The 19,247-nt window shown below is 31.6% G+C and carries 19 protein-coding genes and 1 other annotated feature; of the genes, 12 read left to right on the top strand and 7 right to left on the bottom strand.

Annotation, left to right across the window (positions count from 1 at the left end; translation table 11 throughout):
* Positions 1-291 precede the first annotated feature (291 nt).
* Positions 292-541, top strand: a binding site (T-box leader).
* Positions 542-891: 350 nt separating this feature from the next.
* From ilvB to ACJDT4_RS07575, 4 genes are all read left to right on the top strand, one after another.
* On the top strand, positions 892-2,556 hold the full coding sequence (gene ilvB, locus ACJDT4_RS07560; protein ID WP_406786942.1) for a biosynthetic-type acetolactate synthase large subunit: 1,665 nt from the start codon (positions 892-894) through the stop codon (positions 2,554-2,556).
* Complete coding sequence (gene ilvN, locus ACJDT4_RS07565; RefSeq protein WP_406786943.1) at positions 2,549-2,839, top strand: acetolactate synthase small subunit; 291 nt, start codon at positions 2,549-2,551, stop codon at positions 2,837-2,839. Before ilvB ends, ilvN begins: the two co-directional genes overlap by 8 nt.
* A gap of 45 nt (positions 2,840-2,884) precedes the next feature.
* Positions 2,885-4,060, top strand: coding sequence for a phosphopentomutase (locus ACJDT4_RS07570; RefSeq protein WP_406786944.1), 1,176 nt, complete (start codon positions 2,885-2,887; stop codon positions 4,058-4,060).
* A gap of 420 nt (positions 4,061-4,480) precedes the next feature.
* Entirely contained in the window at positions 4,481-4,678 is a 198-nt protein-coding gene (locus ACJDT4_RS07575; RefSeq protein WP_406786945.1) for a cold-shock protein, read from the top strand.
* Between the two features lie 289 nt (positions 4,679-4,967).
* Here ACJDT4_RS07575 and ACJDT4_RS07580 read toward each other — a convergent pair whose 3' ends face one another.
* A complete protein-coding gene (locus ACJDT4_RS07580) occupies positions 4,968-6,617 on the bottom strand; it encodes a DHA2 family efflux MFS transporter permease subunit (protein WP_406786946.1) in 1,650 nt (549 codons plus the stop codon).
* 173 nt (positions 6,618-6,790) lie between these two features.
* Between ACJDT4_RS07580 and ACJDT4_RS07585 the strand changes: the two genes are divergently transcribed.
* Positions 6,791-7,390: a TetR/AcrR family transcriptional regulator gene (locus ACJDT4_RS07585; RefSeq protein ID WP_406786947.1), complete on the top strand. Its 600-nt coding sequence runs from the start codon at positions 6,791-6,793 to the stop codon at positions 7,388-7,390.
* Positions 7,391-7,429: 39 nt separating this feature from the next.
* Here ACJDT4_RS07585 and ACJDT4_RS07590 read toward each other — a convergent pair whose 3' ends face one another.
* Complete coding sequence (locus ACJDT4_RS07590; protein ID WP_406786948.1) at positions 7,430-7,873, bottom strand: MBL fold metallo-hydrolase; 444 nt, start codon at positions 7,871-7,873, stop codon at positions 7,430-7,432.
* Positions 7,874-8,244: 371 nt separating this feature from the next.
* Here ACJDT4_RS07590 and ACJDT4_RS07595 point away from each other — a divergent pair, with 371 nt between their 5' ends.
* On the top strand, positions 8,245-8,373 hold the full coding sequence (locus ACJDT4_RS07595; protein WP_406786949.1) for a hypothetical protein: 129 nt from the start codon (positions 8,245-8,247) through the stop codon (positions 8,371-8,373).
* Positions 8,374-8,458: 85 nt separating this feature from the next.
* Here ACJDT4_RS07595 and ACJDT4_RS07600 read toward each other — a convergent pair whose 3' ends face one another.
* From ACJDT4_RS07600 to ACJDT4_RS07620, 5 genes are all read right to left on the bottom strand, one after another.
* Positions 8,459-9,847 (bottom strand): sensor histidine kinase, encoded by a 1,389-nt coding sequence (locus ACJDT4_RS07600; RefSeq protein ID WP_406786950.1) that lies wholly within the window; start codon positions 9,845-9,847, stop codon positions 8,459-8,461.
* Entirely contained in the window at positions 9,838-10,497 is a 660-nt protein-coding gene (locus tag ACJDT4_RS07605; RefSeq protein WP_406786951.1) for a response regulator transcription factor, read from the bottom strand. The genes ACJDT4_RS07600 and ACJDT4_RS07605 overlap by 10 nt, the downstream gene beginning before the upstream one ends.
* A gap of 294 nt (positions 10,498-10,791) precedes the next feature.
* Positions 10,792-11,547, bottom strand: coding sequence for a lantibiotic immunity ABC transporter MutG family permease subunit (locus ACJDT4_RS07610; RefSeq protein ID WP_406786952.1), 756 nt, complete (start codon positions 11,545-11,547; stop codon positions 10,792-10,794).
* Positions 11,548-12,279, bottom strand: a complete 732-nt coding sequence (locus ACJDT4_RS07615) for a lantibiotic immunity ABC transporter MutE/EpiE family permease subunit (RefSeq protein ID WP_406786953.1) — start codon at positions 12,277-12,279, stop codon at positions 11,548-11,550.
* A gap of 4 nt (positions 12,280-12,283) precedes the next feature.
* Positions 12,284-12,988, bottom strand: coding sequence for a lantibiotic protection ABC transporter ATP-binding protein (locus ACJDT4_RS07620; RefSeq protein WP_406787013.1), 705 nt, complete (start codon positions 12,986-12,988; stop codon positions 12,284-12,286).
* A gap of 247 nt (positions 12,989-13,235) precedes the next feature.
* Between ACJDT4_RS07620 and rbsK the strand changes: the two genes are divergently transcribed.
* The 6 genes from rbsK (at position 13,236) to ACJDT4_RS07650 (ending at position 19,105) form a co-directional block, all read left to right on the top strand.
* On the top strand, positions 13,236-14,165 hold the full coding sequence (gene rbsK, locus ACJDT4_RS07625; protein WP_406786954.1) for a ribokinase: 930 nt from the start codon (positions 13,236-13,238) through the stop codon (positions 14,163-14,165).
* Between the two features lie 162 nt (positions 14,166-14,327).
* Complete coding sequence (rbsD, locus tag ACJDT4_RS07630) at positions 14,328-14,672, top strand: D-ribose pyranase (protein ID WP_406787014.1); 345 nt, start codon at positions 14,328-14,330, stop codon at positions 14,670-14,672.
* A gap of 12 nt (positions 14,673-14,684) precedes the next feature.
* Positions 14,685-16,190 carry a sugar ABC transporter ATP-binding protein gene (locus tag ACJDT4_RS07635; protein WP_406786955.1) on the top strand — a complete coding sequence of 502 codons (1,506 nt, stop codon included), beginning with the start codon at positions 14,685-14,687 and terminating at the stop codon, positions 16,188-16,190.
* Between the two features lie 14 nt (positions 16,191-16,204).
* Entirely contained in the window at positions 16,205-17,134 is a 930-nt protein-coding gene (locus tag ACJDT4_RS07640; RefSeq protein ID WP_406786956.1) for an ABC transporter permease, read from the top strand.
* Positions 17,135-17,169: 35 nt separating this feature from the next.
* A complete protein-coding gene (gene rbsB, locus ACJDT4_RS07645) occupies positions 17,170-18,069 on the top strand; it encodes a ribose ABC transporter substrate-binding protein RbsB (RefSeq protein WP_406786957.1) in 900 nt (299 codons plus the stop codon).
* Positions 18,070-18,109: 40 nt separating this feature from the next.
* Complete coding sequence (locus ACJDT4_RS07650; RefSeq protein ID WP_406786958.1) at positions 18,110-19,105, top strand: LacI family DNA-binding transcriptional regulator; 996 nt, start codon at positions 18,110-18,112, stop codon at positions 19,103-19,105.
* Positions 19,106-19,247: the final 142 nt, after the last annotated feature.

Below are 19,247 nucleotides of genomic sequence, written 5' to 3' on the forward strand. Positions count from 1 at the left end.
CCTCTAAAATTTATTATATTTTAAATTTTATAGGAAAAATAAAAAAAATCAAGGTATATAGCTTCATTATATGGAACATTTATGAAATTTTGCGAAAATTTTTTCGCAAAAAAGGCTATAAGAGGAAAAAATTTCCTGAGTTTATGCAATAGAAGTTAAAAACATGATTTGGAAAAAATAAAAGCTGTTTTTATAAGTTTAATAAATTTCATAGTATTATGCTTAAAAAAAGCAAATGTATATTTTCTTGCTTGACGCTTTAAACTATATTTGTTAATATAATTTCAATATTTAAAAGCTTTGATAAGAAGGAGTATGTGTATTTCTGAAATAAAGAGAAGGAATGTGGGTGTAAATTTCCTATGAGGAATGCATGGAAGGTAGTCTTTGAGCTTTGAACCGAACGCCTTAGTGGTAAGTAGACTTCAACGGAGTTCCACCGTTAAAAGGAAAGTAATATCGGCTTTGCGCCTGTATTATATTGAGAGCGTGTTTAGACACGAATTTAGGTGGTACCGCGAATTTACACTTCGTCCTTTGTTTTAGGATGAAGCTTTTTTTATCTATATGAGAAATTACAGGGAATGCTTAGAGGGCAGGAATGAAGTATTTACAGGCAATTTTAAAATAATAGAGTAGAGTGTAGAGTGAAGGATGATTTATCTTCCTTTCGTCAGATAAATCTATATTATATAAAAGAATAGAATGATGTTCAGCTTTGCTAAACGAATATAACAGGGCTTATTTTGAAATGGCGGCAGCAGAAAATTAACATTCACTCTACTCTTTACTCTCTACTCTGAAAAAGGGTTAATTGGAGAAAAATAATTTTTAGCTAGTAAAAAGCTTAAAGATAGTATATTAATATAAATTATATAAGGGGTGTTGTTAATGAAATGTAGTGGGGCTGAAATTACAATAAGACTTCTTGAAAGAGAGGGTGTGAAACTTGTAGCGGGAATTCCAGGCGGATCTAATTTGCCAATATACAATGAACTTCATAAGAACAGCATAAAACACATTTTAGCAAGACATGAGCAGGGGGCTGGTTTTATATGTCATGGTATTGCAAGAACAACAGGAGAGGCAGCGGTTTGCTTTGCAACTTCAGGACCAGGAGTTACAAATCTTATTACAGCTATTGCAGATGCTAAGCTTGACTCAATACCTATTGTTGCAATAACAGGCCAGGTTCCGTATAAGGACATTGGGACAGATGCTTTTCAAGAAGTGGATACTTATGGACTTACGCTTCCAATAACAAAGCATAATTTTCTTGTGAGGTCAGCAAAGGAGTTAAAGAAAGTTATACCAGAAGCTTTTAAAATAGCTAAGGAGGGAAGGCCAGGACCTGTAGTGGTAGATATACCTAAGGATGTACAAATGGAAGAAATAGAATTTGAAATTTCAGAACATTTAAACAATTATTCAAAGGAAAGCAGTCTGAAGGGTTCAGAAATTGAAAAGGTAGCCAAAATGATTAACAATGCTAAAAAACCTGTAATGTGCATAGGAGGAGGAATAATAAATTCTAACTCTGAAGATTTAGTGAAGGAAATTTCCAATAAGAACAATATACCAGTTGCAGCAACCTTAATGGGACTTGGAACCTTGGATGCCGAAAATCCGTTATACTTAGGCATGTTTGGTATGCATGGAGCTGCGCATACAAATTTAATAATGGAAGAAGCAGATCTTATTTTAGGATTTGGAATAAGATTCGATGATAGATCAACAGGAAATATAGATAAATTTTGTCCTAATGCAGCATTTGTTCATGTTGATATTGATCCGGCAGAAATAGATAAGCTTAGAAAAAGCGACTATTCTATTGCAGGAAATATAAATGAGGTTTTAAGAGAACTCATACCTAGAGTAAAAGAAGATGAAAGGTTAAATTGGGTTAATCGCATAAATGACCTTAAAGAGAAGTACCCAATTTATAGGCCACACAAGGACAAAAGCTTAGCTCATCCTATAAACTTAGTGGAAGCTATAAATAATCTACTTGATGAAGACACCATAATAACGACAGATGTGGGGCAGCATCAAATGTGGGTAGCTCAGTATTATAAATTTAGAAAGCCAAGAACTTTTCTAACATCGGGTGGGCTTGGAACTATGGGCTTTGGCCTTCCGGCAGCTATTGGAGCAGCACTTGCTAATCCAAATAAAAAGGTTGTATGCATAAGCGGTGATGGATCATTTTTAATGAATGTTCAGGAATTGTCCACCCTTGCAGAGCTTAACCTCAATGTAACTATAGTTGTTATGAATAATTCTCATTTAGGTCTTGTAAGACAGCAGCAGGAGCTTTTTTATGATAAAAACTACATTGCAAGTGATTTTCCTATGGGACATGATTTTGCAGCAATAGCAAGCGGCTTTGGTGTTAAAGGCTACAATTTAAATGATGATAAGGTTTTAAGTGAGGCCTTCGCAAAACAAGGACCATGCCTTATAAATGCTCCTATATATCCCTTTGAAAATGTACTGCCTATGGTGCCACCGGGAGGAAGCAATAGCACAATGTTGGGAGGTAATATGCATGAATAGTGTTGAAAATGTAATAATAGAACTTGTAGTAGTAAATCATCCGGGAGTAATGTCACATATAACGGGACTTTTTGCAAGGCGTGCCTTTAATCTTGAAGGAATTTTATGTTCAAGAATAGGTACTGGAGAAGAAAGTTGCATGTACTTGCTCGTAAAAAATGATGATAAATTAGAACAAATAGTAAAGCAGCTTGAAAAGCTTTATGATATATGTAAGGTCACTGTTCATGATGATTACAATGCGCATGTTTTTGATGATATTCAGAAATTCATGGAAAAATGATATAATGGGGATATATTTGTATATGGAAAGAGGTTGAGTGACATTATGATAAATAGAGTTATATGGATTGTACTTGATAGTGTGGGAATGGGAGAAATGTATGATGCGGATAAGTATGGAGATGAAGGCTCAAATACACTTGGACACATTTCTAAAAGCCTTGGAGGAATAAATATACCTAATTTAGTTAAGCTTGGTCTTGGAGATATAGATACCATGGAAGGTATAGAAAAATGCAGCGAACCTCTTGGTTCATATGGGAGGTTTGCAGAGGCTTCAGTAGGAAAGGATACCACTACAGGTCACTGGGAGATGGCAGGAATAATTTCAAGAACTCCTTTTCCAACATATCCAAATGGTTTTCCGGCTGAAGTAGTAGATGCTTTTGAAAAAGCAGTTGGTAGAAAAATCATAGGGAATAAACCGGCCTCTGGAACAGTTATTTTAGATGAACTTGGAGAGGAACACATAAAAACAGGAAAACTTATAGTATACACTTCTGGAGACAGTGTTTTTCAGATAGCTGCTAATGAAGCTGTTGTGATGCCAGAAGAGCTTTATGATATATGCAGAAAAGCAAGAAAAATATTAACAGGAAAGCATGCTGTCGCAAGAGTTATAGCAAGACCTTTTGTAGGAGAGAAGAAAGGTGCATTTACGAGGACACCAAATAGAAGGGATTTTTCACTTGAACCTCCTTACGATACAGTGCTTGATAAAATAAAAAAATCTGGAAACAATGTAATGGCAGTGGGCAAAATAGAAGATATATTTGAAGGAAAAGGCGTTACAGAAGCAGTTCATACTAAGGATAATATGGATGGTGTAGATAAGACTATAGATTATATGAAAACCAATAAAAAGGGCTTAATATACACTAATCTCGTTGATTTTGATATGAAGTGGGGACATAGAAGAGATGTTAAAGCCTACGGAAAAGGACTTGAAGACTTTGATACAAGGCTTCCAGAAATAATGAACACTATGAATGATAATGATGTTTTATTTATCACTGCTGATCATGGCTGTGATCCTACGGCGCATGGAACAGATCATACGAGGGAGTATGTACCATTTATAGCGTATGGAAAAGATATTAAGAGTAATGTAAATTTAGGCACGAGAAAAACTTTTGCAGATATAGGGCAGACTGTGGCAGAAATTTTAGGTACGGAGAAAGTGGATAATGGAGAAAGCTTTTTAAATAGAATTAGCGATTAGATTTAGGATTGTTTACGGAGAACTTTACCATAGTGTGACACGTTCCTAAATAAAAAAGGTTAGACATAAAACTAAGAAATGTTTTAGAGAACTAATAGTTTGAAAAGTCAAATGAAAGCGATACTTAATTTAAGATGGTAATTAGTTTTAAAGCTTCTTGGTTATATGAATGGAAAAATCCCTTGTAGGAGTTAAAATTAAGTATAGAAACCATATATAAACGTGATAATTTAAATTAAGAAATAATTTGCTTTATCTAAAAAAGAGTGTTATTATTAGGATAACTTAAATTGATAGTTAATAGTTCCACAAAATATATTTCAGTTAGTACTTTCTTCGTATAGTATGATGATATCGAAATTTTATTAGTGAATTAGTACGATGAGTTTAAGAATAATAAAATTTCGGAGGTACAGTTATATGACTGGTACAGTAAAATGGTTTAATTCAGAAAAAGGTTTTGGATTTATTACAGGAGAAGATGGAAAAGATGTTTTTGCACATTTTTCTCAAATAAAATCAGAAGGTTATAAGTCACTTGAAGAAGGTCAAAAGGTTTCTTTTGATGTTGCTCAAGGACAAAAAGGACCTCAAGCAGAAAATATTACAGCTATCTAAATTAACGCAATTTAATTAGTGTATATTTCAAATCTCGAATAGATATTCTATTCGAGATTTTTTGCGTACAATCCTATTTTTAATTATTGGAGGCATTGGATTTGATATAAATCATTTAATTGCTTATTTAAATAATCCCGTAAAATATATGAGTTTAGTAGGAGCATTAGAAAACTATGTACTTGTAGTTTTATGGATAGTTGGACTATATATTGAAAAAGGAAAATTTCAATCATAAGCTTAGAATGCTGCACTAATTTTTAGTACGACAATCCCAACACATTGTATTTTATGCTTCAGTTTTTTTACGATTAGGATTTACAAAAGGACAGAATAAAATTGATATTCCAAGGAATATAAAGCTTAACTTAAAGGTAGTTGTAAAAGCATTAGAATAATATTTCATACTTTCTACTTTAGTAGCTTTCATTGTTTTAGTTAAATAATTGTTTATATGGGCTGCCTTTTTCAGAAGCGCTTCTCTTGTTTTGATGCTTGAACTATTCTTTATAATAGTTTGGGCATCTTTTTTTAGTTTTAAGGTAATGTTCTTTTGTATTAAGCTAAAATTATTTTTATTTAGGGAAGTTAAATTGCTTTCAATAATATCTTTTGTTTTTTTATCTAAAACTTGAGAAGAGGATACATTGCTAATTAAATATTTCTTAGTGTTGTTAAATGCAATATTTTCTTTATATGTTAAACTGCAAGTCATAATAGCAGTTAGCACGATGAAAAATAATTTTGCTATTAAATTAGTTAAACCAGAGGCTAATCCGGATTTCTCATTTGGAACATCAGAAAGTGCAGAAGCCACTAATTGACTGCTAGGGGCACCTGAACCTAGACCTGCAATAAACAATATTATTATAAAAGTTGTTTTAGTTGTGTTAGGAGCAATATGTATTATTAAAAATATTGAAATTATACATATGATTATGGAAAATAATGACACGGCGGATATTTTAAATTTTGTAGTTAACTTTCCAGCAATAATTGAGGAAAGCATAAGGCCTAAAGCATAGAAGAAAATTATATTACCACTTTCTGAAGAGGTATAATTTGATATTCCATTAAAAAAGAAATTAATAAAATTAGAAAAAATTACGCTTATAATCGTTATAAAACCTATAGTGCAAGACGAAATAAAGAAACTTCTTATTTTAAACAATGAAAAATCTATTATAGGATTAGAAATTGCTTTTTCTAAAAGTGTAAAGGCAATAAAACATATGGCACTTGTTATCAATAAAGTAAGTATTTTTTTAGAGGTGAAACCATAGGTGTTTCCTTCAGTAAGTGAATAGGTAAGAGTTGAGAGAGCAGCAGCTAAAATAATTGTTCCAATAAAATCAATGCTTTTATTGTTATTTTGGTTAAAACTTTCTTTTATAAAACTAAAAATTAATATAAAACTTATAAGGCAAATAGGTATATTAATAAAGAAAATATATCTCCAACTGGAGCATTGAACAATATATCCTCCCAAAGATGGACCTATTGCTATGGCTAAGGCACAAATAGCTCCCCATATACCTGCAATAAAATTCCTTTTTTCTTTTGGAAAAATATCTAAAGCGAGTGGAATAGAAATAGTCATCAGAGCAGAAGCACCCAAGGCTTGAAGTCCACGTCCTAATATTAAAATATTTAAAGAATTAGAAACAGCACAAAGTACTGAAGCTATTGAAAAAATAGTTAAGCATATAAGGAGAACTTTTTTTCTTCCAAACATATCTCCCAATTTGCATATTGGAATTAAAGTACTTGTACTTACTAGAGCAAATATTAATGTTATCCACATTACAGTGTTTAAATCTGAATTAAAGTATTTCTCTATAGATGGCAAAGCAATGTTAACTACTGAAATATCTAGGTTTCCTATGAAACCAACCAATAATAATCCTACAAGACCCAAGTAATCTTTTTTATTGTCCATAATAGCCTCCAACATATTTTTAAAATTGAACCAAAGTTCAGTTTTTATTATATATACACAAATAATTATTGTCAATACAAAATTGAACTTCGGTTCAAAATTTATTGACCTTAATTTTTTTTAGCTTTATAATTAACTTATTAAATATTAATTTTTATATAAAAGGTGGTTCTATGGAAAAAAATTATGATGAAAAACCTAAACAAAGAAGAGCACTTGAAACTAGAAAAAAGTTAATTACAGCGGCAGAAGAGCTTTTCAATAAAAAAGGATTTTATGATACAACTTCTAAAGACATTGCAAAAGAAGCTGGGGTTTCTATTGGAATATTTTATAATTACTTTAAAGATAAAAGTAAAATCTATTACGAATGTTTAAATCTAGGATATGATGATGACAGTAGTAAAATTATAGAATTATTAAAAAGGTTGTTTGACGAAGATGGTGATTTAAAAACAAAAATTTATAGCTATCTATACGATGGATTATTAAAAATAAGATCAAAAATAAAAATTTTTATGGAGAGAGACAGGATTATGGATGATTATCCTGAAATAAAAAAATTGATAAAAAGACGTGATGAAGAAATAATTAAAGAAATTGAGAATTATTTTTCAGGTGAAGATTCAGAAGTTATTGCACAATTGATAGTTGAAACCACCAGTAGAAATGCTATAGTTGTTTCCTCTATAGAGGATTCTAAAAAGCAGGAAAAGTATATGGAATATCTTGCAGAAATGCTTTCTTGTTTCTTTGAAAAATTTAAAAAATGAGAACTTAATTAAATAAAAATTTATAACTGGAGAGGAACATTATTTGGGAAATTCGTGTCCCATCCATACCTTTACCTCAGGATTATCTTTAAGAAACTGCATAATTCTTTCAAATGATTTTTGCCCAAGTGTCACATCTGAACCTGAAGGACCAACACCTTTCGCCATGCTTAAACTGATACAGCATGCATCACCAGCTATAAGAATTGGATGTTCTTTTATATTGACAAAATAAGAAGTATGCCCTTTTGTATGCCCTGGAGTAGATATTGCCCAAAAACTATGATCACCAAATATATCAATTGCATCTTCAGGTTTTAAAATTATTTTTGGAACAAACCTACTAATTAATGATACTTTCATTCTCTCATAAGGATTATTTATGTATGAAGAATCACAACCCGAATCAACTAAGAAATATCCAAACTTCTCGTGGTGAATTAAATAAGTAAAAATTGGAACAGATACTTCCTTGTCTTTCAATCCAGAACAATACGGATGTTTTAGATTTATTGCAGTTGAAAGATGTGTTTTTAGCTCACCTGAATATATTAACTTTGTTGTTATTGCAGAAGAGCTTTTAAGAAATCCATTCTTGTTTGATGTTTATTTAAGATTAGCTTTACAGCTGTAATTAGAAAAAATATTATTAGAGAATGGTTTGGTTTTGTATACTACTCCATAAGAAATACTATGAGCAGCTATTATTCTGATTAAAACAATAATTAATATTATACATAATTGAATCAAATTTATTACCCCTAAAAATTTATTTTGATATCTTTTATATCTATAAGCTTTTTAAGTAAATTATACCATTATATAGCATTAACTATGCAGAGAGGTGATTTATAATGCCAAAAATAAATGGCCTTGGTATACATGGTGTATTTATAGCTCCAGCATTAACAGATGGAATCATATGCGTAATGAGCATATTCATGATAATTGGAGAATTTAGAAAAATGTCGACAAAGTATTAAGCTTATAAAAAATCATCTAAATTGGGATTTTCATATTCAATATATCCAAGAGCTGGTTTTATAGGAGACTAAGTGGATTAAAAAATTATTTTTCTATTGGAATGCAAATCCTTATTTCTGCTCCCTTAGTAATATCTGAATTAGAGAGCTCCATTTTTCCTCCGTGCTGTTTTACAATTGAATTTGCAATATAGAGTCCCATTCCATAATGAAACTTGCTACCTCTACTGGAGTCTCCCATATAAAATTGCTGCTTTGCCTTATTAAGAGCTTCTTTTGAAAAGCCACTTCCACTATCACAAATTACAAAATTGATATGTTTTGTAGTTCCTTCTACAGAAAAAGCAATCGAGCTGTTTTCTTTTGAATAATCAACGGCGTTTGATACTACATTTAGGATTGCTCTTTGAAGTAAATTGCAATCAACGCTAAAGCTTTTTGGTAGATTATAAGCGTTAAATTGAAGCTTCAATTTCTTTATAGACGTTAAAGCTTTTATATGACTCAAAAGTTCATCTAAGTACTTTTTAGTATCAATGTTTTCTTTATGTATGCTGTAGCCTGTTTCAGCTTTTGAAATTTCAATTAATGCTTTAATATACCTTTCCATATCATGACTGCTTTCTATAATATAGTTTGTATATTCTTTTTGATCATCATTTTCCTCTGTTTCGGTAAGTAGTTCTGCATTGCCTTTTACAATAGTTAATGGTGTTTTTATATCATGAGCAAGTGCAGAAATTTGTGCTTTTCGAGCTTCCTCCAAGTTCCACTGTTTTTTCATGGATGCTTTTAAGGCTTCTTTCATTTTATCTATTGAGGAAAGTATATTATCTACTTCGAGTATTCCACTGGGTTCCATAGAAAAATCTAAATCTTGATTTTGTATTTTATCAACTGCAGTTTGCAGTCCACTCATTTTTTGAATTATTTTTTTACTAAAACTTCTAGTTAATATAATGGTTTCTAAAATAAATCCAAAGCAAAATAAAATGATAAGTAGTACTACTGGAATTGGTAAAAATTTACGCAAAGTTGAAGAGGCAAATTGTACATAAAATGAGTACTGTACAATGCAAACTTCATCTTTTCGGTTTATTTTTAGATAGTGATAGAATAAATCGCTACTGTCATCAGTATTTTGAGAAAGTACCCAGGCTTTTTTAGCAGTTCTAGAACTTAAATTTCCTGAAATCATTTTCCCGTTTTTTGTGTATACTGCATATTTACATAAGTCAGGAATTAAATTAGGAGTTACCTTTTTACTTGCTACAATTTTATCCTTTGCTTTCATTAGTTCATTTTGAGCATAATTAGCAGGCAGTAGCCCCTTATTGGGAATTGTACCGAATAAATTTGGCAAAGTTAAGGTTGCTGTTATAGCTAAGATTATAACAAAAAGAGTACTTATACAAAATGCAAATAAATATTTAATAAATATTGTACGTAATTTAACCTGTTTTTTTATGCCCATTTGTAGCCAATCCCCCAAACAGTTTCTATAGGACAATTTTTGAATTTTGAAAATTTAGCTCTTATATTTTTGATATGTTCTACAATTGCTGAGGGCTCACTTTCACCATCAAACCCAAACACAGCTTCATATATTCTTTCCTTTGAAAAAACCTGTCCTCTATTACGGGCAAGAAATTCACAAATTTCGTATTCACTTTTGGTTAAGGAGAGCTTATTGCTATTAATTGATATTTCTTTGCCAGATAAATTAAAGTTAGTATCACCGAGGCAAAGTGTGGTACGCTTTTCACGCTTTTCTCGTCTTAAATGAGCATTAATTCTTGCTCTCAGTTCTCCTGCTCCAAATGGTTTTAAAATGTAGTCATCAGCACCTATTCCAAGTCCATACATAATGTCATTTTCCATGGATTTTGCTGTGAGAAATAGTATTGGACAATCAACTTTATTGCGGATGTTTTTGCATAAAGTAAAGCCATCCATTTCGCTCATCATAATATCAAGTAAAATTAGGTCAAATTCACCTAACTGCTCCCTTAAAACCTTATTTGGATCAGAAATAATAGTGACAATATGATTGTCTTTTTTAAGTATATTTTTTATTAGTACTAAAACTGCTTTGTCATCATCTACGGCTAATATTTTTGCCATATAAACACCCCACTTAAAGACAGTGACAAGTGGTAAGTGATAAGTGACAAGTAAAGGTGAGTTTTTCTCCACTTAGTTCCGAAAAACTTCTCAACTTAGAATTATTTCATTTTCCTGAGGCAAAATGGAGGATAAGTTGAGAGATTTTTGGAATGAACGAGTATGCGGGTGAGTGGAAGAAAATCAAATGCAACTTAATACTTATCGCTTGCCATTGGCTACTGATACTTATTTTGTTGTTGTTTTAATTATAGCATTTAAGCTTTTATACAACATTATAATACTTAAAACTTATCACTGGCTTTGTTGTCCTTCCCATTTAGAAAACCAAAGGCAGGTAAGTGTAATAATAGCTATAGTACCTACAACACATAAGATAATACCTAAATGAAGTTCTGAAATATTCTGCAAAAAGTCTTTATCCTTGATCATGAATTTATGGAAATTCATAATGAACCTCATTCCCCAGGTGCAGGGAGCAAATATCCACTTGCCATCACCTAAACCTGTATTGAATAAGGCAGATAAAAGAGTTTCAAAGATGCCTAAGCCAATAGATGCAGTGCCTCCAAATTTTAAACCTATAATAAGGTGTAAAACATAAATAAAGACACTAGAAAAAAATAGGATAAAGGCAGCACATATATAATATAAAAAGCCAAAGGGATTCTCATGTAAAATATAAGTAAGTGATGCACTAAAGCCGCATACAAGAATTAGCATAGCACTAAGGCCTAGCAAAAGGATTATAAGAAGTTTACTTAAAAATGTTACAGTTCTCATAGGAGATGCAAGCATTTGTTGAAATTTGCCGGCAGAAAATTCTTGGTCTGTGGTCATAGCAGAAACAACTCCAATTAAGGCAGGAAATATAAGTGCTGCCATTTGAAAAAATCCGCTAACCTTGGAAGTTGGTTTCCAATGGGTATGTGAATAGTACACCGTAAATACTATAACTGCTAAGATAGGAATAACAATATGCATTATTAATAGTGGCTGTCCTTTTACTTTTTCGAAGTCTGATTTAATAGAATTATAAAGAAATTCCATTTATTTTGCCTCCCTTTTCTTGAACCATAATGCAGTTAGAGCGGAGATAATTATAAAAAGTGCAATGGATACAATAAATCCTGGAACTAATACACTGCTGTCTTTTAATGGGCTACCCACTGGAACGGGTAGTGAATTTGGAAGTACATTTATTACTGGACACATTAATCTACTTGTAATTGCATATGGAAAAGCAAGCCAAATTGATGGACTAACAGCTAAAACCACACCTACTGTTGTAGCTATAAAATTAAGTAGAAAGGCTGTAATCATTCCAAATCTATCTGTTAAGAAAAGGCTTAAGGGTATTTGCCATAAGGTTGTAATAAAAATAAGAAATATTGCTTTAATACCTGTTAAAAATGAAAATTGTGTTCCAAATATGGCTCCACCAATAGCAGCAGTTATAAGAAAAATAATACAGGATAAAAATGAAAACCACATGCACACAATAAGCTTGGAAGTCCACAAATTGGCTGGATCAAAAGGAAGGCAAAGAATGTTCCTGTATTTTGATTTTTTTAAGTCTTTATTAATAACGCCGCTGCACATAAGTGGTAAAATAGCAGGAAATATTATTGTATAAAAGTAGCCAAAGCTTCCACTTTCAATATACTGACCTTGATTTACTGCTGCACAAAATAAAACTAAGATGATTGGTGCAATGATGGTTAATTTCTTTATAAATGTTCTTTTAAATTTCATGTGTTCGGATATTATACAACTAAGCATAGTACTAACCAACCTTTCTATTTTCATTTACAACTTGCCTAAATAGTTTTTCAAGATCCTGATCTTTTGAAATTTTATCCTGATAACCTAAAACTCCGTTTGCAATTATTCCAATATGATCTGCAATTTGTTTTACTTCAGACAAATAGTGGCTTGATAGTATAACTGTAATACCCTGCTCTGGAAAAGAACGAATTAATTTACGAAGATCCTCAATGCCCATTGGGTCAAGTCCATTAGTAGGTTCATCTAAAATTAATAGTTTTGGATGATTAACAAGGGCAATGGCTATGCCAAGACGCTGCTTCATCCCCATTGAAAATTGACCAGAGCGTTTTTTACCAGTGTTAGTTAAATCAACAATTTCAAGTACTTCATCAATACGGGAATCTGGGAGTCCAAACAGTGTAGTACGAACTTTTAAGTTTTCTCTTGCTGTAAGATTTTCATATAACGGTGGTGCTTCGATTAGTGCTCCAATGTTTAAAAGATCTTTTCTATTCCAGGAGTGGTTGTCAAAAATAATTTCACCGGAAGTAGGTCTAAGCATTCCAGTAATCATTTTTAAAGTGGTAGATTTTCCGGCACCATTTGGACCTAAAAGACCATAAACAGAATTTTTTTCTATTGAAAGAGAAGCATTACTTACTGCTAATTGATTTTTAAATTGTTTTTGAAGATTTTTTGTTTCTAAAATATAATTTGACATTGCAATCATCCTTTCTTTGTTCATGATGTAATTTACTATGTATTTATAAGGATTTTATAAGGAAAACTAAAATATTGAGATTGAAAGAGTATTCTTGCTAGAAGTTAGCATTAAATGACTAAAACGGTTTACTACAGCAATATAACGTTTACAATAGCAGTTGTAAAAGTAGCATGAATAAATTATTATTAAATTATAAGAGAAGTAAACCGTTTTACTAATTAAAAATATTAATAGAGGTGAGAAAATGAATAAAGTTTGTTTTTTTGGAAGTATGAACATGGATATAGTAGTGGCAGTGGATTCTATGCCAAAGGTTGGAGAAACTATACTGTGTAGTAATGTAAAAAAGATTCCAGGTGGAAAAGGAGCAAATCAAGCAATAGCGGCAAAAAGAAGTGGCGCGGAAGTATATATGATAGCAAAGATAGGAAGAGATGAAAACGGGGATGCTTTACTAAAGGGACTTGAAGGGGACAATATAAATACAAAATATGTTTTAAAAGATGATAATGAGTCAACAGGAATGGCAATTATAACTGTAAATAAAGAAGGCAATAATTCAATAATTGTTGTACCAGGCTCAAATATGAATATATCAAAAGCTGAGATAATACAGGCACAGGATGCAATTAAAAATAGCGACGTTTTAGCTACCCAATTAGAAACACCAATGGATGCAGCTTGTGAAGCTTTTAAAATAGCTAAAAAGTATAATAAAATGACAGTACTTAACCCGTCTCCGGCTAAGGATTTAAGTGATGAACTTATAGAAAATACAGATATTATAGTACCTAATGAAACAGAGGCATATAAGCTTACAGGGGTAGAGGTTAAAGACATAGATAGTGCTAAAGAAGCTTCAAAATTCTTTTTAGATAAGGGTGTTAAAGCTGTGATAACAACTCTTGGAGAAAATGGAGCGGTAATTGTTACAAAAGAAAATGCAGAACTTATACCAGCATATAAAGTTAAAGCTGTTGATACTACAGCTGCAGGTGATAGCTTTTTAGGTGCAGTAGTATCAAAAATAAGTTCGGAAAAGATTTCTTTTGAAAACCTAAAGGAAGCTGTTAAATTTGGAAGCAAGGTGTCTTCTATAGCAGTTCAAAGAAAAGGGGCACAGCCATCTATTCCATATTTGAAGGAAGTAAATGAAATTTATAAATATGTATAAACCGCTTCAGCTATTGAAATTTATGTGCACCAAGATGCCCAGAAGACGGCATTTTGGTACAAACAAATTTCAAGTTTCAAGGTGGTTTATCTTTAGAGAGGAAGATTGATTGTGAAAAAGATTGGAATACTTAATAGTGATATATCAGAAGTTATATCAAAAATGGGACATACAGATACTATTGCAATAGGAGATTGTGGACTTCCTATTCCAGATGAAACAAGAAGAATAGATTTAGCACTTATAAAAAATGTGCCGGGTTTTATTGAAACACTTAAAGCTGTTTTAATAGAGCTTCAAATTGAAGAAGTTTTTATAGCTAAGGAAACAGTAGAAGAAAGCAAAGAAGTTTATGATAAGATTTTGGAAGCTGTTGGTGATGTGAAAATTAATTTTATATCTCATGAAGAACTTAAAAGTAGACTTAAAGATTGCAGAGCAGTTATTAGAACAGGAGAGCAAACTCCATTCTCTAATATAATATTAAAATCTGGAGTGTTTTTTTAAGGAGTGATAAAAATGGAGGAAAAAAAGCCGTTATTAAAAATGACAGGTATATCAAAGTCATTTCCAGGTGTAAAAGCTTTGGAAGATGTAAATTTAACAGTTTATCCTGGAGAAGTAATGGCCTTGCTAGGTGAAAACGGAGCTGGCAAGTCCACTTTAATGAAAATACTGAGTGGTGTCTATACAAAGGACACAGGGAAAATAGAAATATCGGGAAAAGAAGTAAATATAAATGGCATAAAAGAATCTGAAAAATTAGGAATAACAATTATTCATCAGGAACTAAGTGTACTTCCAAATTTAACTGTTGCAGAAAATATATTTCTTGGCAATGAAAAGGTTAATAAAGGAACGAGAGCTATTGATAAAAAGCTTGAAGCCGAAAGAGCAAAGGCATTTTTAGATCAAGTAGGCTGTAAAATAGATCCTAATGTTTTAGTTAAGGACATAAGTGTTGGAGAAATGCAGATGGTTGAAATTGCAAAGGCATTGACTAAAAATACTAGTGTAATAATAATGGACGAGCCAACTACAGCATTAACTGATGTAGAGACAAGAAAGCTTTTTGAAGTTATAAATAATCTAAAATCAAGAAATTTTGCTATTATATATATTTCTCATAGGATGGAAGAAATATTTGAAATATGTGACAGAATCACAGTTCTGAGAGATGGAAAGTTTGTAGGAGAATGCAGCATTAAGGATGTGGATAATGATAAGCTCATAACTATGATGGTTGGCAGAAAAATAGAAGATCAATTTCCATATAAGAAGGTAAGTGAAGGAAATACTGTTTTGGAAGTCAAAAACTTAAGCTGCAAGGGAAAAATAGAAAATGTATCCTTTAAGGTAATGGCAGGAGAGATATTAGGAGTATCGGGGCTTATGGGCTCCGGTAGAACTGAACTTGCAAAGACTATATTTGGTGAATATAAAAAAAGCAGTGGAGAGATATTTGTAGAGGGTAATAAGGTAAATATAAATTCTATTAAAGATGCAATAAAAAGCGGAATATGCTATCTGCCGGAGGATAGAAAAAAAGAAGGCCTAATACTTGGATTATCAGTTGCAGAAAACATGACAATTGCAAATATTAAAAGCTATGAAAATTCTTTTAAGAGCATTAATAAGTCAGCTGAGCTAAAGGATGTAGAAGATTACATAAAAAAGCTTTCTATAAAAACTCCAAGTGAAAAGCAGATAATTAAAAATTTAAGTGGTGGTAATCAGCAGAAGGTTATTATTGCGAAATGGCTTTTATTATCACCTAAGGTATTTATAATAGATGAACCAACGAGAGGAATAGATGTAGGGGCGAAAAAAGAGATATACGAGTTGTTAAATGAATTAAAGTCAATGGGTAAAGCAGTAATAATGATTTCGTCAGATCTTTCAGAAATTTTAGGAATAAGTGATAGGATAATAGTTATGAATGAAGGGCATTTATCTGGAGAATTAAAAAGAGAAGCTGCAAACCAAGAATCAATTATGAAACTGGCTGTAGGTCTTAATAATTAAAGGAGTGAAGAATTATGAATACAAGTTTGAAAAGTAAATTATTAAAAAATAAATCCATATTAGCACTTATTGTACTTTGCATTTTAATATCAATAATAACTCCGAGGTTTTTAACTTTAGCAAATATAACTAATGTTTTAAATCAAGTAGCTGTAAACGCTATCATAGCTATTGGTATGACTTTTGTTATATTAACAGGTGGAATTGATCTTTCTGTTGGTTCGATACTTGCAATTTGTGGTGCGGTTTCCGCTGTAACTATAAAATCTACAGGAAGCATAGTTTTAGCAATAGTACTTCCAATAATAATTGGTATTTTTGTAGGTATTATAAATGGTGTTGTTATATCTAAAGGAAAGATACAAGCTTTTGTAGCAACACTTGCAGTTATGACTATTTTTAGAGGCGTAACTTATGTTTATACAAATGGAAATCCAATATCATCACTTCCGGATTCTTATAATTCTATAGGTAATAAAATGATAGGAATAATACCTCTTCCAGTAATAATAACTATATTAGTTTTAGTTATAGCCTACTATTTCTTAACTAAGACTAGATTTGGAAGATATTTATATGCATTAGGTGGAAATGAGGATTCTGCAAGACTTTCGGGTATAAATACAAATAAAATTAAAACTGCTGCATATGTTGTTTGCGGTGCCGCTGCTGGTTTAAGTGGAATTATAGCAACAAGCAGAATAGGTTCAGCTTCGCCTAATGCAGGTACTGGCTTTGAACTTGATGCAATAGCTTCTGTTGTAATAGGTGGTACAAGCCTTGCAGGTGGAGAAGGAAGTGTAATAGGAACTATAATTGGTGCTCTTATAATTGGAGTTTTAAATAATGGATTAAATCTAATGAATGTATCTCCATTTTATCAACAAATAGTTAAAGGTGCGGTAATACTTTTAGCGGTTCTTGCGGATAAAAAGTCAAAGTAAATTTGCAATTATAATATAAATTTGGAGGTGCAAATATGAGGAAAAAGTTATTAGTCATTATGGTTGCTTCAGCTATGGTAGTTGGACTATTATCAGGTTGTGGTGCACAAAATGATAAAAAGAAGATAGGTATGGTTATATCAACTTTAGATAATCCATTCTTTGTTTCAATGAAAGAAGGAGCAGAAAAGGAAGCAAAGAAAATGGGCTATGATTTAGTAGTACTTAATTCGCAGGATGATCCGGGAAAAGAAAGATCAAATGTTGAAGACTTGGTACAATCAGGAGCTTCTGCAATAATTATAAATCCAACTGATAGTGATGCTGTTTCAAACACAATTAAGGTAGTTAATAAAAATAATATCCCTATTTTAACAGTTGATAGGCAGGCTAATGGTGGCAAGATAACAAGTTTTATAGCATCAGATAATGTTAAAGGTGGAGAGGATGCAGCTAATTTTATACTAAGTAAGCTGAAAAATAAAAGTACTATAAAAGTAGTAGAACTTCAAGGGACACCGGGAGCATCAGCAACAAGAGATAGAGGTAAGGGATTTCACAATGTTGTTGATAAAAATTCAAAAGTTAAAGTTGTTTCAAGTCAATCAGCTAATTTTGATAGGCAGAAGGGGCTATCAGTTATGGAAAATGTAATACAATCTAAACCTGATTTTGATGCCGTATTTGCCCAAAATGATGAAATGGCGTTAGGAGCGGTAAAGGCTATAAAAGCAGCTAATAAGCATGCAGTTGTTATAGGTTTTGACGGAACACTTGATGGAAAACAAGCAGTAAAGTCCGGTGATATGACTGCAACTATTGCACAGCAGCCAGTAGTTGAAGGTAAAACAGCAGTTGATAGCGCTATTAAAGTAATAAATGGCAAGAGTATTAAAGCATTTGTGCCTATAGACATTGTGCTATTTCAAAGATAGAATATTAATAGTAAAGACTCTAAGCAGGATGTGATATTGAATGAAAAAAATAACGATATCAGATATAGCGCAAAAAGCTGGTGTATCAAAGGCAACGGTATCATTAGTTCTAAATAATAAACCAATTAATGTTAGTAAAGAAACGAGAGAAAATATACTGAAAATTTCACAGGAATTAAATTATATTCCCAATGGTATCGCTAGAAGTTTAAGTACAAATAAAACGGAAACTATAGGATTGATTCTTCCGGACATAGTGAATCCTTTCTTCTCAGAGATAGCTAGAGCTATTGAAGATACAGCGGGAAAGATGAATTATAATGTTATGTTATGTAATTCTGATAGTAATTCTTTTAAAGAGGAAAAGTATTCTAAACTTTTAGTAAGTAAACTGGTATCAGGAAGCATTTTTATTTCTGGAGGAAACAGTAAAAAAAGTCTTGAAATTCTTAGAGATAATGGTATTCCGGTTGTCTTAGTAGATAGATATGTAGAACCATATGATGAGTACAGTGGAGTATTTTGTTCAAATAGAGAAGGAATACATGAGGCAGTAAATTACCTGTATGAAAAAGGTAGAAGAAATGTAGCTCTTATAACAGGTCCTATGACCCTTGAAACATCTAAATTGAGGCTTGATGCGTATAAAGAGGTAGCAGAAAAACTTGAAATATATAATGAAAATTTAGTATGTGAAGGTAATTACTCTATAGAAGGAGGAGTAAATTCAACAGAAAAATTACTTAAACTTAATAGTAAAGTAGATGCTATTATATATTGCAGTGATGTTATGGCATTTGGAGGAATAAAGGTTCTAAAGAGAAAGAAACTTAAAGTTCCAGGAGATATATCAGTTATAGGTTATGATGACATATCTTTTTGTGAATATATAGAACCGGAGCTTACTACCATAAAGCAGCCTATTTATGATATGGGGAAGGAAGCTTTTAAATTACTTATACAGATAATTAATGGAGAAGTTAAGGAGAAAAAAATAAACTTTAAATCTAAGTTAATAATAAGAGGAACTGCATAATGTGAAATTTTCAGTTTAAAAGTAATTAGAGTGAATTATGGAAAAATAATAAAAATTAACATTTTTTATTGCAATATCATAATTGCAGGCGTATAATGAAAATTGTAAGTTTAAATTAATGAAAAGGAGGTCGCAAATAATG

The sequence above is a fragment of the Clostridium neuense genome, assembly GCF_045310695.1.
GTDB classification, from domain to species: Bacteria; Bacillota; Clostridia; order Clostridiales; family Clostridiaceae; genus Clostridium_S; species Clostridium_S neuense.

Excerpts from the sequence above, each read along its gene's own strand:
- rbsB (WP_406786957.1), top strand. The coding sequence starts at position 17,170 with ATGAGGAAAAAGTTATTAGTCATTATGGTTGCTTCAGCTATGGTAGTT.
- ACJDT4_RS07575 (WP_406786945.1), top strand. The coding sequence starts at position 4,481 with ATGACTGGTACAGTAAAATGGTTTAATTCAGAAAAAGGTTTTGGATTT.
- ACJDT4_RS07580 (WP_406786946.1), bottom strand. The coding sequence starts at position 6,617 with ATGGACAATAAAAAAGATTACTTGGGTCTTGTAGGATTATTATTGGTT.
- rbsD (WP_406787014.1), top strand. The coding sequence starts at position 14,328 with ATGGGACATACAGATACTATTGCAATAGGAGATTGTGGACTTCCTATT.
- ACJDT4_RS07610 (WP_406786952.1), bottom strand. The coding sequence starts at position 11,547 with ATGGAATTTCTTTATAATTCTATTAAATCAGACTTCGAAAAAGTAAAA.
- ACJDT4_RS07570 (WP_406786944.1), top strand. The coding sequence starts at position 2,885 with ATGATAAATAGAGTTATATGGATTGTACTTGATAGTGTGGGAATGGGA.
- rbsK (WP_406786954.1), top strand. The coding sequence starts at position 13,236 with ATGAATAAAGTTTGTTTTTTTGGAAGTATGAACATGGATATAGTAGTG.
- ACJDT4_RS07605 (WP_406786951.1), bottom strand. The coding sequence starts at position 10,497 with ATGGCAAAAATATTAGCCGTAGATGATGACAAAGCAGTTTTAGTACTA.
- ilvB (WP_406786942.1), top strand. The coding sequence starts at position 892 with ATGAAATGTAGTGGGGCTGAAATTACAATAAGACTTCTTGAAAGAGAG.
- ilvN (WP_406786943.1), top strand. The coding sequence starts at position 2,549 with ATGAATAGTGTTGAAAATGTAATAATAGAACTTGTAGTAGTAAATCAT.
- ACJDT4_RS07640 (WP_406786956.1), top strand. The coding sequence starts at position 16,205 with ATGAATACAAGTTTGAAAAGTAAATTATTAAAAAATAAATCCATATTA.
- ACJDT4_RS07650 (WP_406786958.1), top strand. The coding sequence starts at position 18,110 with ATGAAAAAAATAACGATATCAGATATAGCGCAAAAAGCTGGTGTATCA.
- ACJDT4_RS07600 (WP_406786950.1), bottom strand. The coding sequence starts at position 9,847 with ATGGGCATAAAAAAACAGGTTAAATTACGTACAATATTTATTAAATAT.
- ACJDT4_RS07615 (WP_406786953.1), bottom strand. The coding sequence starts at position 12,279 with ATGCTTAGTTGTATAATATCCGAACACATGAAATTTAAAAGAACATTT.
- ACJDT4_RS07585 (WP_406786947.1), top strand. The coding sequence starts at position 6,791 with ATGGAAAAAAATTATGATGAAAAACCTAAACAAAGAAGAGCACTTGAA.
- ACJDT4_RS07620 (WP_406787013.1), bottom strand. The coding sequence starts at position 12,988 with ATGTCAAATTATATTTTAGAAACAAAAAATCTTCAAAAACAATTTAAA.
- ACJDT4_RS07595 (WP_406786949.1), top strand. The coding sequence starts at position 8,245 with ATGCCAAAAATAAATGGCCTTGGTATACATGGTGTATTTATAGCTCCA.
- ACJDT4_RS07635 (WP_406786955.1), top strand. The coding sequence starts at position 14,685 with ATGGAGGAAAAAAAGCCGTTATTAAAAATGACAGGTATATCAAAGTCA.